We start from the raw sequence: 15,827 nt of genomic DNA, 5'->3' as shown, positions 1-15,827 counted from the left end.
GCTCGCTCCCACAGGGGATGTGCGTCGATCACAAATCCAATGTGGGAGCGAGCCTGCTCGCGAAGGCCGCAACTCGGTGCCGAGACTTACGCAGCCAATAGTCGCACCGCTTTTTCCTTCAGCACCCCAAGATCAATCACCGGCACATGCATCTCTTTCGCCTGCTCATCCCACTGGCGCATGCGCAAACTCAAGGCACACAGCGGATCCCGCTCGAACGCCTCAGCCACTTCAGCCGTCATCACCCCGCCCTGATATTCCAGGGTCCGGCGGCTGGCTACGCTCAAGCGTTCGTAATACCCCGGTTCCTTGAGCGTTAGATAGCGCTTGGCTTGAACGTGATACTCCACCAACCGTGCCATCCGTTCGCTGAAGCCTGCGCGACGCAGGTAGTCGGCGCCGAGCCGCTCATGGCTGACCACGCCGAAGCCACCCATGTTCTCCGAGTTTTCAGCGCAGATATGCCCGATGTCGTGGAAGAACGCCGCCAGCACCACCTCATCGTCGAAGCCTTCGGCCATGGCCAGCTCCGCCGCCTGGGACATGTGCTCGATCTGCGACACCGGCTCGCCGATGTAGTCGCTGTCGCCAAAGCGCTCGTACAAACCGAACACCTCGGCAATCACCTGTTCATTGCGCTCCATCAGATTTCCTCCAATACGGTGGCAACGTTGCGTTCAGCCATTGCCGGCCCGACGCTCATGCCGACACCGGTGTGCATCAACGCCACGCTCAGGCCTTTTGCCGGACGCAGGAACGAGAACGGTCCTGGCCCCCGTGAACCATAGACACCCTGCCAGCGTTCGACCACTTGCACCTTGCAGCCCAGGGTCTGCTCGGCCAGCTCGATCATCCAGTCATCGACCTGCTCGGCATTGAAGGGTGACGGATCACGGCCGTAATGGTGCGAATCGCCAATGATCAACTCGCCATAGGGTGTCGGACTGATCAGCAGGTGAATGCCGTTCTCGTGCAGGTGCGGCGCGTGCCGCAGGATTTCCGCCTGCACCTCCGCGGCCTCCGGCAAGTCGGCGAAGGCGCCGTAGTGCACGCAACTCAAACCGGTGAGCAACGCGTGTTGCAGGTTGAGGTTGATCTGCGGTCGGGCGCGGAGCATTTGCAGACGGCAGATTTGCGGGTCGAGTTCGGCGATGTGCTCGGCCAGCAACGTCTGATAGTCGTGGCCGGAGCAGACGATGATCTGCTCGGCACTGAAGCTGCCGGCGGTGCTGTACAGGCGGCCCGGTTCGATATCGCGGACCAGGGTGGAAAAGTGAAACTTGACGCCCAGGTCGCGACGCAGGAAGTCGATCAGCGCCGGAATCGCTTCGCGCGAATACAGCTGCTGGTCGTCCATGCCGTGCAACGCCGCACGGTGATGGCGGAACTGGCCGCCGTACAAATCGCGCAATGCGGCACCGCGCAACAGCTCGACACGGTAACCGTGCTCCACCGCGCGGCCGTCACAGAAGGCTTCCAGCAACTGTTCTTCCGCCTCGGTGCGGGCGAACAGGTACGAGCCATTGCGCTTGAGCTGCAGGCCGGCAAGCTGCGCCCAATCGCCCCAGATTCCGCGACTGGCGCGGGCCAGCTCCAGCATCGGGCCCGGCGGTTGGCCGGTGACCAGTGCCTGGCCGAAGTTGCGCAGCGAAGCGCCGAGGGGCGTTTCACTGCGCTCGAAAACCGTGACCTTGAGACCGCGTTTGGCGGCGGCATACGCGTGGGACAAACCGAGGATGCCGGCGCCGACGATCAGCATGTCGTTGTGTTGTGTCATCTAGAGGTGCTCTGAATTCAAGACCGCTTTCGCGAGCAGGCTCGCTCCCACATTGGATTGGGCGGCTACCCCAGTCTCCTTCCACTGGAGATCTACTGTGGGAGCGAGCCTGCTCGCGAAGAGGCCCTGTCAGCCGATAAAGATCTTACTTGGCCGCCACTTTCTCGGACTTGCCGTCATAGCGCTTGCGCCATTCGGTGAGGATCTCGTCGCGGTTCTTCGAGGCCCAGGCGAAGTCGTTCTTGATCAGGCGCTGTTCGTAGTCGGCTGGCAGTTCGGTTTGCGGCTTGGCGATGCCAGGCTGAGCGAGCACGGCGAAGTTTTCTTTGTAGAGTTCCATCGCCTCAGGGCTGGCGGAGAAGTCAGCCAGTTTTTTCGCGGCTTCCTCGTGGGCAGTGCCCTTGATCACCGCAGTCGCTTCGATCTCCCAACCCAGGCCTTCCTTCGGCAGGATGATGTCCAGCGGTGCGCCCTGGCGTTTCAGTTGGACGGCCGGGTACTCGAAGGAAATACCGATCGGGAACTCACCTGCGGCGGCCAGTTTGCAAGGCTTGGAACCGGAGTGAACGTACTGGCCGATGTTCTGGTGCAGGCCGTCCATGTACGCCCAGCCCTGCTTCTCGCCGAAGGTTTGCAGCCAGGCGCTGACGTCGAGGAAGCCGGTGCCGGACGATGCCGGGTTCGGCATGACGATCTTGCCTTTGTACTCAGGCTTGGTCAGGTCTTGCCAGCTCACTGGCTTGGTCAGGCCCTGCTTCTCGGCTTCGACGGTGTTGAAGCAAATGGTCGCGGCCCAGACGTCCATGCCGACCCAGGCTGGCGGGTTGGCGGCGTCGCGGTAGTTGGCGCCGATCTGGCCAAGATCCTTGGGTGCGTAGCTTTGCAGCATGCCTTGCTGATCGAGGATCGCCAGGCTGGAAGCCGCCAGGCCCCACACGGCGTCAGCCTGTGGGCGGGCCTTCTCGGCCAGCAGTTTGGCAGTGATGATCCCGGTGGAGTCACGCACCCACTTGATCTCGACGTCCGGATTGGCCTTTTCGAAGGCTTCCTTGTAGGTCTTCAGTTGTTCGGCTTCGAGGGCGGTGTACACCGTCAACTCGGTTTTCGCAGCGAAGGCGTTCAGGCTGAAAGCGGTGAGGACAGCAGCGGCCAGGGCCAGGGGCTTGAACATGATCTTTTCCTGTTTTTGAGTTGAGGTCTTTCGGTTTGAGGAGAAGCAAATCAATGACCGGGCGCTGTCTGCCGCCAAGCCTGGGAACGGCCCAGCAAGCCGCGCGAAGCCCAGGCCAGCAGCAGGGACACGCCCACCGAGGTGAACAGAATCAGGGTCGACATCGCCGCCGCGCCGCCGACGTTGCCGGCGTCGTCCATGTTCAGCACCGCCACCGCCGCGAGGATGGTGTCGGGGCTGTAGAGGAAGATCGCCGCCGAGACGGTGGTCATGGCCGAGACGAACAGGTAGCGCACGATGTCCAGCAACGCCGGCAGGCAGATCGGCACGGTGACACGCAGGTAATGGCGGTACAGCGGCGCCTTGAGCGACAGCGCGGCGGCTTCGAATTCGCCATCGAGTTGACGCAGCGCGGTGGTAGCGGTCATTTGCGCGGTGGTCAAATAGTGCGCAATGGTGCAAACGATCAGCAGAGTCATGGTCCCGTAGAACACGTGCAGCGGGTTGCCGGTCAGGTTGAAGAAGAAGACGTAACCGAGGCCCAGCACTAAGCCCGGCACCGCCATCGGCACGAAGCTGAGCATGCGCAAGGTCAGGTTCAGGCCGCGTTGCCCCCTGGTCTTTTCCATCAGGTAGGCGCCGGTAAAGATCAGCATGGAGCCAATCAGCGCGGTGCCCAAAGCCATCTTCAGGCTGTTGCCGTAGGCCAGCCAGCCACCGCCGGCGGTGTCGTTGAACTGATAATGGTTGAGCGACAGCGAAAGGTTGTAGGGCCAGAATTTCACCAGCGACGAGAACACCGCCATGCCGAACACCAGCAGCAATGCGGCGCTGATCAGCAGCACGATGGCCAGGTAGTATCCGTCGCGCAGCTTCGATGGCACAGGCTTGAACACCTGGGCACGACCGCTCATGGCGTCGCCGTGGCGCCGACGCAACCAGGCATCGACCCCGAAGCTGAACAGCGCCGGCAGCAGCAACACCACGCCGATCAAGGCGCCGCGACCGAATTGCTGCTGACCCACCACAGCCTTGTAGGCCTCCAGCGCCAGCACCTGATAGTCGCCACCGACCACCACGGGCACACCGAAATCGGTGATGGTCAGGGTGAACACCAGGCAGAACGCAGCGAACACTGCCTGACGGGTCGCCGGCCAGGTGATGCTACGGAAGGCTTTGGCGGGGCTGGCGCCCATGCTTGAAGCGGCATCGAACAGTCGCGCATCCGCCAGGGACAGCGCCGAAAGCAGAATCATCAAGGCGTGCGGGAAGGTGTAGATCACCTCACCGAGCACAATGCCCCAGAAGCCGTAGATGTTGTCCGAAAGCAGACCACGCAACATGCCCTGGTTGCCGAACAGGTAAACCAGCGCAATGCCGGGCAGCATCGATGGCGCCATCAGTGGCAGCAGCGAAATGCCGCGCCAGATGCCTTTACCCGGAATCAACGTGCGTTGCAGGGCGTAGGCAAACAGGTAGGCCAGCGGTACGACAATGGCTGCGACGCTGAGGGATACCTTCAGGCTGTTACCGAGCAACCAGTGAAAGTTCTCGCTGGTCACCAACTCTTTCGCTGCGACCCAACCACCGCCCTGCCCGGCTTCGGCGCTGAAACCACGCCAGAAGATCGCCAGCAACGGCATCAACACGGCAACCCCGAGCAACACCAGCAGGAGGACTTTGCCGCCGACCACGAACAGTCGGTCACCGATTTCGGCGCGGGAGATCTGCCGAACCTGCCTTTGCGGCAGCGGCAGCGCGATGTTCGCGCTCATCAGGCAAACACCTGCAGGCTGCGTGGCGGCAAGGCGACCATGATCTGCTGAGCGCCCAAACGCGGCATGGCTTCCGGTGCCAGTTCTGCCAACAGTGCATGGCCCGGCAACTGATCGAGTTCGAAGCTCATGCGGCAGCGGTTGCCGAGGAAGGTGATTTCGCGAACCTTGGCCGGGAACAGGTTTTCCTCGTGCACCAGCGGGTTGATGCTGATCGCCTCCGGGCGGCAGAACAAACGGCCTGACGCACTCTTGGCGCCGCCATCGGCCAGACGCATGCTCATACCGCCGACCAGGGCATGGCTGTCGCTGCTGCGCTGGAACGGCAACCAGTTGCCCTGGCCGACGAACTCCGCCACGAATGGCGTGGCCGGGCGATTGTAGATTTCCTGCGGCGTGGCGTACTGCTCGACCTTGCCGTTGTTCATCACGGCAATGCGGTCGGCCATCAGCATGGCCTCGTCCTGATTGTGGGTAACCATCAGCGTGGTGATGCCGAGGTTGCGTTGCAGCTGGCGCAGTTCGGTGCACAGGTGCTCGCGTACCCGGGCATCGAGGGCCGACATCGGTTCGTCGAGCAGCAACAGCGAAGGCGCCGGGGCCAGAGCGCGAGCCAGTGCAACCCGCTGTTGCTGGCCGCCGGACAATTGACCGGGATACTTTTTCTCACTGCCGCCCAGGCCGACCAGTTCCAGCATCTGAGCGACACGCTGGCGAATCTGGTCGCGACCATTACCGGCGAGGCCGTAGGCAATGTTCGCTTCGACAGTCAGATTGGGGAACAACGCATAGGACTGGAACAGAATGCCGTAGTCCCGCGTCTGGGGTGGCAGGCGGGAAACGTCGCGGTCGCCCAGGTACAACTCGCCACTGTCCTGCTTTTCCAGACCGGCGATGCAGCGCAGCAAGGTGGTTTTGCCACACCCGGAAGGCCCGAGCAGGCACACCAGCTCACCGGCCGCCACGTCGAGGGACACGTTATCCAGCGCGGTGAAAGCACCGAAACGCTTGTGCACGCCGCGTACTTTCATGGGCGCGCCGGGATTGGCCAGGGCAGTGGTGATCGAGTTGTTCATGGACGGACCTCATCGAGCAGATGGGGCCATCCTAGAGTTGTAATGAGTCCGTCATGTGGCAGTAAGGCAAAAACTGCCGATAGTGGTATTCAGGATTTTTGGTTCAGCCTTCAAGCTCTGTGTTGTTTGATCTGGCGCCTTCGCGAGCAGGCTCGCTCCCACATTGCAGTGCGGTCAACTGTGGGAGCGAGCCTGCTCGCGAAGAGGCCGGCACAGTCACCTCAGATCTTCAGGCCGGAGCCATTTCCTGCGCCAACCCCAGAAACGCCGCCGGCAGCCGCGCGTTTTTACGCTCCTTGAGGCAATACAGGTATTCCGGGATTTGCGGCGCATTTTCGATGGTCAGTACCCGCAACTGCGGATCGTGCGGGACTTCCTGGCGGGCAATGATGCTGATGCCTATGTTGCGCAGCACCGCTTCGCGGATCGATTCGCGGCTGCCGATTTCCAGCAGCGGGCCGAAACACACCCCGGCACTGGCCAGCAATTCTTCGGTCAGGCGGCGGGTGGTCGAGCCCGGTTCGCGCATCAGCAGGGTATGCCCGGCCAAGGCGCCGAGCGGTACGTGATCGTGAACCGCCAGCGGATGATTGCGATGCACCGCCAGCACCAGTGGATCGCTGCCGAGCACCCGGCGAATCAGCCTCGCGTCATCGAGCAACTGCGACGACGCCGCGACATCGACCCGGTACTCCTCCAGCGCTTCGAGCACTTGCTGGGAGTTGCCGATTTCCACCGAAACTTCAACCTGCGGCAATCGCTCGCGAAAGGTCTTCACCAGGTCGAGGATGTAATACGGCGCCGTGGCGGCAATACGCAGCGTGCCCTGGACCTGACCGCAGTTACGCAGGAAAAACTCGATGTCGGCTTCTTGTTGCATCAGCACCTTGACCATCGGCAGCAGCCGCGCGCCCTCTTCGCTGACGCTCAGACGCCGGCCGCCACGGTAGAACAACTCGACCGAATACTGACTTTCGAGGTTGCGGATCTGCGTCGTCACCGTCGGCTGGCTCAGGCCAAGCTTTTTTGCAGCCTGGGTAATGCTGCCCAGGCGGGCCACCATGTAAAACGCCTTCAGCTCGGCACTCAGCACAACCGTCCCTCATCCTTTACTTGCGCAGCAGGCGCAATCCGTTGAACACCACCAGCAAACTCACGCCCATGTCGGCGAACACTGCCATCCACATGGTAGCGACCCCGGCGAAGGTTACCCCAAGAAAGATCGCCTTGATGACCAAAGCCAGGGCGATGTTCTGCTTGAGAATGCTCGATGTCTGCCATGACAGGCGGATGAATGCCGGGATCTTGCGTAGATCGTCGTCCATCAGGGCAACATCGGCAGTTTCGATCGCAGTATCGGTGCCGGCGGCGGCCATGGCGAAACCGATCTCCGAACGTGCCAGTGCCGGGGCGTCGTTGATGCCGTCGCCGACCATGCCGACCCGATGCCCTTGGGCATAAAGGGCATCGACGGCTTGCAATTTGTCACCCGGCAACAGGTCGCCCTTGGCCTCGTCGATGCCGACTTGTGCAGCGATAGCCTGCGCGGTGTGGACGTTATCGCCAGTGAGCATCAGGGTTTTGATGCCCAAGTCATGCAGTTGCCGGATAGCTTCGCGGCTGGTCGCCTTTACCGTATCGGCGACGGCGAACAACGCCAACGGACCGGACGAATCAAGCAGCAGCACCACCGACTTGCCCTGCTTTTCAAGGGCAAACAACTTTTCTTCCAGCGCCGGCGAACACAGGCCCAGATCCTCCACCAGACGATGGTTGCCCAAATGGTAGAGCTGGCCGTTGATCTCGCCGCGCACACCGCGCCCGCCCAAGGCTTCGAAGTTATCCACAATCAGCGGCGCGATTTGTTTATCCACAGCCGCTTTGGCGATGGCCAGGGAAACCGGGTGATCCGAGCGCCCGGCCAGCGCGGCGGCAATGGCTGGTGCCAACTCATCGACGGTCGGGTCCAGCGACAGATAATCGGTCTGCACCGGTTTGCCATGGGTGATGGTGCCGGTCTTGTCCAGGGCCAGGTAGTCGAGCTTGTAACCGCCCTCCAGATAGATGCCGCCTTTGACCAGAATGCCTTTGCGCGCCGCCGCCGCGAGGCCACTGACGATGGTCACCGGCGTGGAAATCACCAGCGCACAGGGGCAGGCCACCACCAGCAGCACCAGCGCCCGATAAATCCAGTCGAACCACAACGCGCCCAAGAACATTGGCGGGATCACCGCCACCGCCAGGGCCAGGACGAACACCGCCGGGGTGTAGATTTTCGAGAAGCTGTCGACGAAACGCTGGGTCGGCGCCCGTGCGCCCTGAGCCTGCTCGACGGCGTGGATGATGCGGGCCAGGGTCGAGTTATCCGCCGCGGCGGTCACCGCGTACTCCAGGGAGCCGGCCTGGTTGATGGTGCCGGCGAATACTTTGTCGCCGACGGTTTTCTCCACCGGCAGGCTTTCACCGGTAATTGGCGCCTGATCGATGGTCGAACGACCGGACAGCACTTCGCCGTCCAGGCCGATACGCTCACCGGGACGCACCCGTACACGCGTGCCGAGCCCAATGGTTTTGACATCCTGCTCAAGCCAGGTCCCGTCAGCCTGTAACACCGTTGCCGTGTCCGGGGTCATCTGCATCAGGCCGCCGATGGCATTGCGCGCGCGATCGAGGGATCGGGCTTCGATCAACTCGGCCACGGTGAACAGGAACATCACCATGGCCGCTTCCGGCCACTGGCCGATCAGCACCGCGCCGGTCACGGCAATGCTCATCAGCGCATTGATGTTCAGGTTGCGGTTCTTGAGGGCGATCCAGCCTTTTTTGTAGGTACCGAGGCCACCACTGAGGATCGAGACCAGTGCAATAACCGCCACCACCCAGTTCGGTGCGGAACCGGTGAAATGGATAACTTCCGCCAGCAATGCACCAACACCGGACAGCGCCAAGGGCCACCACGGTTTTTTCCGAGGCTCCGGCGTCGGGGTTTCAGCCCCCTGATCCATCGGTTCGGCATACATGCCCAAGGACTTGATGGCTTCGACGATCGGCTCGATACCGGGCAAATCGTGGGTCACGCCGAGCACCCGATTAATCAGATTGAACTCCAGCTGCTGCACCCCGGTCAGTTTGCTTAGCTTGTTCTGGATCAGCGTCTGTTCGGTTGGACAGTCCATCGCCTCGATGCGAAAACTGCTCAATCGGGCCCCGGGCGTCGGCGATTCACTCAGTTTTACCAGCGCAGGCGCTGCCGCTTTAGATGAGCAGCAGGAGTCGCCGTGACCGCCATGGTCATGTTTTGGCACGGGTTTGAGCTTGTGGCTGTGCTCGTGCTCAGCCCCGGGTTTGTGGGAATGCAGGGAATCGCTCATTGGTTACGTCCATAAGAGTGCCTGTTGCCAAGTAAAGACCCTGTAGCCACTATAGGGTCAAGCACCCTTTCTGGAGTTTTGGAGATTGGCGTCATGAAAATTGGAGAATTGGCGAAACTCACGGACTGCGCCGTGGAAACGATCCGCTACTACGAGCGCGAAAACCTTCTGCCGGAACCGGCCCGCAGTGACGGCAATTATCGCGTCTACACCCAGGCCCACGCCGAGCGCCTGACGTTCATCCGCAACTGCCGCACCCTCGACATGACGCTCGAAGAAATCCGCAGCCTGCTGGCGTTTCGCGACAGTCCGCAGGACCAGTGCGAAAGCGTCAATGCACTGATCGACGAGCACATCCATCACGTCAAAGCGCGGATCGACGGCTTGCTGGCCTTGCAGACACAACTGTTCGACCTGCGCCAACGCTGCGGCGAGCGGCCGGGGGTCGATCAATGCGGGATTTTGCAGCGGCTGGAAGTGAGCGGCGGGGTTGTGGCGACGGAGGTGGAGCATTCCCATGTAGGCCGCAGTCACGGCCATTGAGAACACCGAAAAGCAACTGTGGGAGCGAGCCTGCTCGCGAAGGGGTCGTGTCAGTTGATAGCAAAGTCACTGACAGACCGTATTCGCGAGCCGGCTCGCTCCCACATTGGCTCGGTGCTGTATCTCAGACCGCCATCGGCGCGGTCATCGGCGCGTGGTGTTTGTAGCCTTCCAGCGAAAAATCACTCGGCTCCACCAGCTCCAGCCACTCCGGCTGATACACACCCGTCTTGGCAAACTCCGGCACACGGTCGGAAATCACCAGTTTCGGCATCGGGAACGGCTCTCGCTTGAGCTGTTCGTTGAGCATGTCCAGGTGGTTTTCGTAGACGTGGGCATCACCGATGAAATAGGTGAACCAGCGCGGCGTGTAGCCGGTCAGGCGACCGATCAGGCTCAGCAGCGCGGCGCCTTCGGTGAGGTTGAACGGCGTGCCAAGGCCCAGGTCGTTGGAGCGGATGTAGAGGGTCAAAGAGATCTCTTTGGTCTCGACATTCGGGTGGAACTGGTACAGCAGGTGGCACGGCGGCAGGGCCATTTCATCAAGCTGGGCGCAGTTCCAGCCGTGGAACAGGATGCGACGGCTGCCCGGGTCCTTGATGATGGTATCGACACACTGGCGGACCTGATCGATGGCCTTGTACAGCACCACGTAGGCCTGGCCGTCTTCCTCACCTTCGGCGATCTGGCGGTAGCCTTGCTTCAGGGTTTGCTCGATAGCGGCCTGGTTGCTGACCGGGATCTGCTTGTACGCCGGCCATTTGCGCCATTGCACGCCGTAGATTTCGCCGAGGTCGTCTTCGCCCTGACGGAACGGGTTGGCCAGCCACTGGGCGTTTTCGTTGGCGTTCTGGTCCCAGACCTTGCAACCCAGGGCGCGGAATTCAGCAGCGTTGTTCACCCCACGCAGGAATCCGCACATTTCGCCGATGGCCGATTTGAACGCCATTTTGCGCGTGGTGATCGCCGGAAAGCCTTCCTGCAGGTCATAACGCAGCATCGCGCCGGGGAAACTGATGGTGTTCACGCCGGTACGATTGGCCTGTTTGGTGCCGTTCTTGATGACGTGGGCGACCAATTCGAGATATTGCTTCATGAGTTACCTGTGTCCTTGAACCCGCAGCCATCGCTGCGGGATTCGAATTTATACGGCTGCCGCTGGAGATGCCGGGGCGCGGTGATACGCCAGCCAGATCAGCAACAGACCACCGACGATCATCGGCACGCACAGCACCTGACCCATGGTCAGCCAGTTCCAGGCCAGATAGCCCAGCTGGGCGTCCGGTACACGGACGAACTCGACGATGAAACGGAAGATGCCATAGAACAGCGCGAACATCCCGGAGACCGCCATGGTCGGTCGCGGTTTGCGCGAGAACAGCCAGAGGATCAGGAACAGCGCCACGCCTTCGAGGGCGAACTGGTACAGCTGCGAGGGGTGGCGCGGCAGCTGCGCCGGGTCGCTGAACGGCGGGAAAATCATCGCCCACGGCACGTCGGTCGGCTTGCCCCACAGCTCGGCATTGATGAAGTTGCCGATACGCCCGGCACCCAGGCCAATCGGCACCATTGGCGCGACGAAATCCATCAGCTGGAAGAACGACTTGTTGTTCTTCTTGCCGAACCACAACGCCGCCAGCATCACACCGATGAAACCACCGTGGAACGACATGCCACCCTTCCACACTTCGAAAATCAGTGTCGGGTTGGCGAGGTAGGCATGCAGATCGTAGAACAGCACATAACCCAATCGCCCGCCGACGATCACCCCCATCGACATCCAGAACACCATGTCGGAGAGTTTCTCCTTGGTCCAGGTCGGGTCGAAGCGGTTCAAGCGGCGGGACGCCAGCAGCCAGGCGCCGCCGATGCCGATCAGGTACATCAGACCGTACCAGTGGATTTTCAGCGGACCGATGGCCAAGGCCACCGGGTCGATCTGCGGGTAAGGCAGCATTGCGACTCCTCGTTAGAGTTCAAATCTTAAAAATTCCCGGGCGACGCTGCCACCTCAGGATTAAGCCAGGATTGCGCTGCCCGTCAGAGCAGGAAGTTCAGGCCGACGCAGAACAGCAAAGCGGCAAACAGCCTTTTCAGCAACTTCGGTGACAACCTGTGGGCCAGTCGCGCGCCCAATCGGGCGAACACCATGCTGGTCAGGGCAATGCCCAGCAACGCCGGCAAATAAACGAAACCGAGACTATGGGCCGGGAGCAACGGATCGTGCCAGCCCAGAATCATGAAACTTAATGCACTGGCCAGGGCAATCGGCAGGCCGCAGGCCGATGAAGTGGCCACGGCTTGCTGCATCGGCACACTGCGCCAGGTCAGGAACGGCACGGTCAACGAACCGCCGCCAATACCGAAAATCGCCGAGGCCCAGCCAATCACGCTGCCGGCCACGGTCAGACCGAGTTTGCCCGGTACGGTTCGGCTGGCCTTGGGTTTGACGTCCAGCGCCAGCTGAGCGGCGATCACCAGGGCGAATACACCAATGAGTTTCTGCAGGTTGGGGCCGGAAATCGCTTCCGCCGTCAGGGCGCCAAACCCGGCACCCATCAGAATGCCGACAGTCATCCACATGAAGATCGGCCAAAGCACGGCACGACGACGGTGATGCTCACGTACCGCGTTGACCGAGGTAAAGATGATCGTCGCCAGGGAGGTCCCCACTGCCAGGTGCGTGAGGACTGACGGATCGAACCCTTGGGCCTTGAAGCTCAACACCAGCACCGGGACGATGATGATCCCGCCGCCCACGCCAAACAGCCCGGCGAGTACACCTGCACAGGCGCCCAGCGCCAGATAGAGCAGAAATTCCATTGTCGTCCCGCCCGTATCCCCAAAACCGGAGCGGCATGGTAACGGATGCATGGCCTCGAGCTCCACTGTGCAAGGCGATGGATCGATGAGTGATGTCTGCGTAGAGTGGGCAAAAAACACACACGGACTCTCTTATGTGCCTGATTGTTTTTGCCTGGCGCCCGGGTCATGCCCAGCCGCTGGTCGTGGCGGCCAATCGCGATGAATTCTATGCCCGCCCCAGCCTGCCTCTGGCGCCATGGCCTGAAGCGCCGCACGTACATGCCGGGCGCGACCTTGAGGCCGGTGGCACCTGGCTCGGTGTCGGTGCCAACGGACGTTTTGCGGCGCTGACCAACATCCGCGATCCCCATCGACCGCCAGGGCGCAAGTCTCGTGGAGAGCTGGTCGCGCGATTTCTCACCGGGGAAATGCCAATTGACCACTATTTAGCCGACGTTGTCGACCGTTCGCCGGAATACGGTGGTTTTAACCTGCTGATCGGCAACACCCATGAGCTCTGGCACTTCAACGCCCGGGAATCGAACGCGGTGATGCTGGCGCCAGGGGTCTACGGATTATCCAATGCCGGGCTGGATACGCCCTGGCCGAAGTTGCTCAAGGCCAAGGCTGCATTGCGCGAAGTGCTGGATGATCCACAGCCTCAGGCGCTGTTGGCGTTATTGAGCGATGCGCAGACCGCGCCGTTTGCCGAGCTGCCGGATACCGGAGTGGGGCTGGCTACCGAGACATTGCTGTCGAGCGTGTTCATTGCCAGTCAGAGTTATGGAACGCGGGCGAGTACGGCGTTGATTGTGCAGGCGGATGGGGCGCGCCTCATGGTTGAGCGCAGTTTCGGGCCGTATGGGGGGCATCTTGGAGAAGTGGAGATCAGGCTTGAATAAGAGTCGTCAGAACTTCCCCTTTCGCGAGCAGGCTCGCTCCCACATTTGATCTCCAATGTTCACAGGTTCTGTGTTCACCGAAGATCTCTGTGGGAGCGAGCCTGCTCGCGAAGGGCGCGCCGCAGATTTAGAGGGGCTTGACCGAAGCCGGGTTGATCATCCGCGCCAGCCCGAGGTTCTTCAGTGCCAGCTGCAGCGAGCTGTGAATCACCTGCGGGTTGTCGATGGTCATCAGTTCCTCTAGCAGCTCCTTGGCCTTGCTCAGATTGATCTGACGCAGCATCCACTTCACCTTCGGCAAGTTGGTGGCGTTCATCGACAGGCTGTCGAAACCCATTGCCATCAACAGCACGGCCGCCGCCGGGTCACCGGCCATTTCACCGCAGATGCTCACCGGCTTGCCTTCGGCATGGGCGTCGCGCACGACGGTTTGCAAGGCTTGCAGCACCGCCGGATGCAGGTAGTCGTAAAGATCGGCTACCCTCGGATTGTTGCGGTCCACGGCCAACAGGTACTGGGTCAGGTCGTTGGAACCGACCGAAAGGAAGTCCACTTGCCGCGCCAGTTCCTTGGTCTGATACACCGCCGCCGGAATCTCGATCATCACGCCAACCGGCGGCATCGGCACGTCGCAGCCTTCGTCGCGCACTTCGCCCCAGGCCCGGTGGATCAGGTGCAGGGCTTCTTCCAGCTCATGGGTGCCAGAGATCATCGGCAGCAGAATCCGCAGGTTGTTCAGGCCTTCACTGGCCTTGAGCATGGCCCGGGTCTGCACCAGGAAAATTTCCGGGTGGTCGAGGGTGACGCGAATGCCACGCCAGCCGAGGAACGGGTTGTCTTCCTTGATCGGGAAGTACGACAGCGACTTGTCGCCACCGATGTCCAGGGTGCGCATGGTCACCGGTTGCGGGTGGAACGAGGCGAGTTGCTCGCGGTAGATCGCCAGTTGCTCCTTTTCGCTCGGGAAGCGCTGGTTGATCATGAACGGCACTTCGGTGCGGTACAGCCCGACGCCTTCGGCACCACGCTTCTGCGCCCGCGCCACATCGGCCAGCAAGCCGGTGTTGACCCACAGCGGCATGCGGTAGCCATCGACCGTGATACACGGCAGATCGCGCAACGCGTCCAGTCCCAGGGCCAGTTGTTTCTCTTCCTCGACCACTTCGGCGAACTGCTTGCGCAGCACGTCACTGGGGTTTGTATAGACCTCGCCCCGATGCCCATCGACGATCATGTCGATGCCATCGACCTTGGAATACGGTAGATCGACCAGGCCCATTACCGTCGGAATACCCATGGCGCGCGCCAGGATTGCGACATGGGAGTTGCCGGAACCGAGTACCGAAACCAGGCCCACCAGCTTGCTTTCCGGAACCTCGCCGAGCATCGCCGGCGTCAGTTCCTCGCTGACCAGAATGGTGTTGTCGGGGTAGACCAGGGTTTGCTGGCGCTCTTCCTGCAAATAGGCCAGCAGGCGCCGACCGAGATCCTTGACGTCCGAAGCACGCTCGCGCAGGTAAGCGTCGTCCATCAATTCGAAACGGTTGACGTGATCGGTGACCACTTGGCGCAACGCGCCCTGAGCCCACTGACCGGTCTTGATCACTGTGGTGACTTCGCTGCCCAGCGCGGCATCGTCGAGCATCATCAGGTAGACGTCGAACAAGGCCCGCTCTTCCGGGCGCAACTGCGTGGCAAGCTTGGCGGACAACGCGCGCATGTCGGCACGTACGCCTTCGATCGCGGTCTTGAACAGCCCCAGCTCGGCTTCGATGTCGGTGATGCTCTTGTCGGGCACCACGTCCAGGTCCGCCGGTGGCAGCATGACCACCGCGGTGCCGACCGCCGCACCCGGCGAACCCGGCACGCCGATGAACTTGGCTTCCTGTATGCCTTTGCCCTGACGACCGAGGCCACGGATCGAACCGGTGGCTTCGGCGTGGGCGATAACCCCGGCGAGCTGTGCGCTCATGGTCACGAGGAAGGCTTCTTCACCTTCATCGAACTGGCGACGTTCTTTTTGCTGGATGACCAACACGCCGACGACGCGGCGGTGGTGAATGATCGGCGCCCCGAGGAACGAGGCATAGCGCTCCTCACCGGTCTCGGCAAAGTAGCGGTAGCGCGGGTGATCCGCGGCGTTTTCGAGGTTCAGGGGTTCTTCACGCGTGCCGACCAGGCCGACCAGACCTTCATTGGGGGCCATGCTGACCTTGCCGATCGAGCGCTTGTTCAAGCCCTCGGTGGCCATCAGCACGAAACGGTTGGTCTCGGGGTCAAGCAGGTAGACCGAGCAGACCTGGCTGCCCATGGCCTCTTTGACGCGCAACACAATAATCCCCAACGCCGCCTTGAGATCCTTGGCGGAGTTAACTTCCTGGACGATCTTGCGCAGCGTATTGAGCAT

The 15,827-nt window shown here is 61.5% G+C and carries 13 protein-coding genes; 2 read left to right on the top strand and 11 right to left on the bottom strand.

Annotation, left to right across the window (positions count from 1 at the left end):
- Nucleotides 1-86: 86 nt before the first annotated feature.
- The 7 genes from CAF65_RS11255 to CAF65_RS11225 all read right to left on the bottom strand — a co-directional run bounded on the left by CAF65_RS11255 (nt 87) and on the right by CAF65_RS11225 (nt 9,170).
- Nucleotides 87-644 (bottom strand): phosphonate degradation HD-domain oxygenase, encoded by a 558-nt coding sequence (locus CAF65_RS11255; RefSeq protein WP_085716341.1) that lies wholly within the window; start codon nt 642-644, stop codon nt 87-89.
- A complete protein-coding gene (locus CAF65_RS11250; protein WP_085716340.1) occupies nt 644-1,777 on the bottom strand; it encodes a TIGR03364 family FAD-dependent oxidoreductase in 1,134 nt (377 codons plus the stop codon). Before CAF65_RS11250 ends, CAF65_RS11255 begins: the two co-directional genes overlap by 1 nt.
- A gap of 145 nt (nt 1,778-1,922) precedes the next feature.
- Nucleotides 1,923-2,948 (bottom strand): putative 2-aminoethylphosphonate ABC transporter substrate-binding protein, encoded by a 1,026-nt coding sequence (locus CAF65_RS11245; protein WP_085716339.1) that lies wholly within the window; start codon nt 2,946-2,948, stop codon nt 1,923-1,925.
- Nucleotides 2,949-2,998: 50 nt separating this feature from the next.
- On the bottom strand, nt 2,999-4,723 hold the full coding sequence (locus tag CAF65_RS11240) for a putative 2-aminoethylphosphonate ABC transporter permease subunit (RefSeq protein WP_085716338.1): 1,725 nt from the start codon (nt 4,721-4,723) through the stop codon (nt 2,999-3,001).
- Nucleotides 4,723-5,799 carry a putative 2-aminoethylphosphonate ABC transporter ATP-binding protein gene (locus CAF65_RS11235; protein WP_085716337.1) on the bottom strand — a complete coding sequence of 359 codons (1,077 nt, stop codon included), beginning with the start codon at nt 5,797-5,799 and terminating at the stop codon, nt 4,723-4,725. Before CAF65_RS11235 ends, CAF65_RS11240 begins: the two co-directional genes overlap by 1 nt.
- A 229-nt stretch (nt 5,800-6,028) precedes the next feature.
- Nucleotides 6,029-6,892 carry a LysR family transcriptional regulator gene (locus CAF65_RS11230; protein WP_008020013.1) on the bottom strand — a complete coding sequence of 288 codons (864 nt, stop codon included), beginning with the start codon at nt 6,890-6,892 and terminating at the stop codon, nt 6,029-6,031.
- A 16-nt stretch (nt 6,893-6,908) separates the two neighbouring features.
- Nucleotides 6,909-9,170 carry a heavy metal translocating P-type ATPase gene (locus CAF65_RS11225; RefSeq protein ID WP_085716336.1) on the bottom strand — a complete coding sequence of 754 codons (2,262 nt, stop codon included), beginning with the start codon at nt 9,168-9,170 and terminating at the stop codon, nt 6,909-6,911.
- Between the two features lie 93 nt (nt 9,171-9,263).
- Here CAF65_RS11225 and cadR point away from each other — a divergent pair, with 93 nt between their 5' ends.
- Entirely contained in the window at nt 9,264-9,713 is a 450-nt protein-coding gene (gene cadR / locus CAF65_RS11220; RefSeq protein ID WP_057398803.1) for a Cd(II)/Pb(II)-responsive transcriptional regulator, read from the top strand.
- Nucleotides 9,714-9,837: 124 nt separating this feature from the next.
- Here the strand turns inward: cadR and CAF65_RS11215 are convergent, their stop codons facing one another.
- From CAF65_RS11215 to CAF65_RS11205, 3 genes are all read right to left on the bottom strand, one after another.
- The gene (locus CAF65_RS11215; RefSeq protein WP_085716335.1) at nt 9,838-10,809 is read right to left on the bottom strand and encodes a thymidylate synthase; all 972 of its coding nucleotides are present in this window, start codon (nt 10,807-10,809) and stop codon (nt 9,838-9,840) included.
- 48 nt (nt 10,810-10,857) lie between these two features.
- Nucleotides 10,858-11,670, bottom strand: a complete 813-nt coding sequence (gene lgt / locus CAF65_RS11210) for a prolipoprotein diacylglyceryl transferase (RefSeq protein ID WP_085716334.1) — start codon at nt 11,668-11,670, stop codon at nt 10,858-10,860.
- An 83-nt stretch (nt 11,671-11,753) separates the two neighbouring features.
- Nucleotides 11,754-12,536: a sulfite exporter TauE/SafE family protein gene (locus CAF65_RS11205; protein ID WP_085716333.1), complete on the bottom strand. Its 783-nt coding sequence runs from the start codon at nt 12,534-12,536 to the stop codon at nt 11,754-11,756.
- 134 nt (nt 12,537-12,670) lie between these two features.
- Between CAF65_RS11205 and CAF65_RS11200 the strand changes: the two genes are divergently transcribed.
- Nucleotides 12,671-13,420 carry an NRDE family protein gene (locus CAF65_RS11200; RefSeq protein ID WP_085716332.1) on the top strand — a complete coding sequence of 250 codons (750 nt, stop codon included), beginning with the start codon at nt 12,671-12,673 and terminating at the stop codon, nt 13,418-13,420.
- A 127-nt stretch (nt 13,421-13,547) separates the two neighbouring features.
- Here the strand turns inward: CAF65_RS11200 and ptsP are convergent, their stop codons facing one another.
- Nucleotides 13,548-15,827 carry a phosphoenolpyruvate--protein phosphotransferase gene (ptsP, locus tag CAF65_RS11195; RefSeq protein WP_085716331.1) on the bottom strand — a complete coding sequence of 760 codons (2,280 nt, stop codon included), beginning with the start codon at nt 15,825-15,827 and terminating at the stop codon, nt 13,548-13,550.

Source organism: Pseudomonas sp. B28(2017) (assembly GCF_002113025.1).
GTDB lineage: Bacteria > Pseudomonadota > Gammaproteobacteria > Pseudomonadales > Pseudomonadaceae > Aquipseudomonas.
Note: the sequence above shows the minus strand (reverse complement) of the source record. Positions and strands in the feature narration are given on the sequence as shown.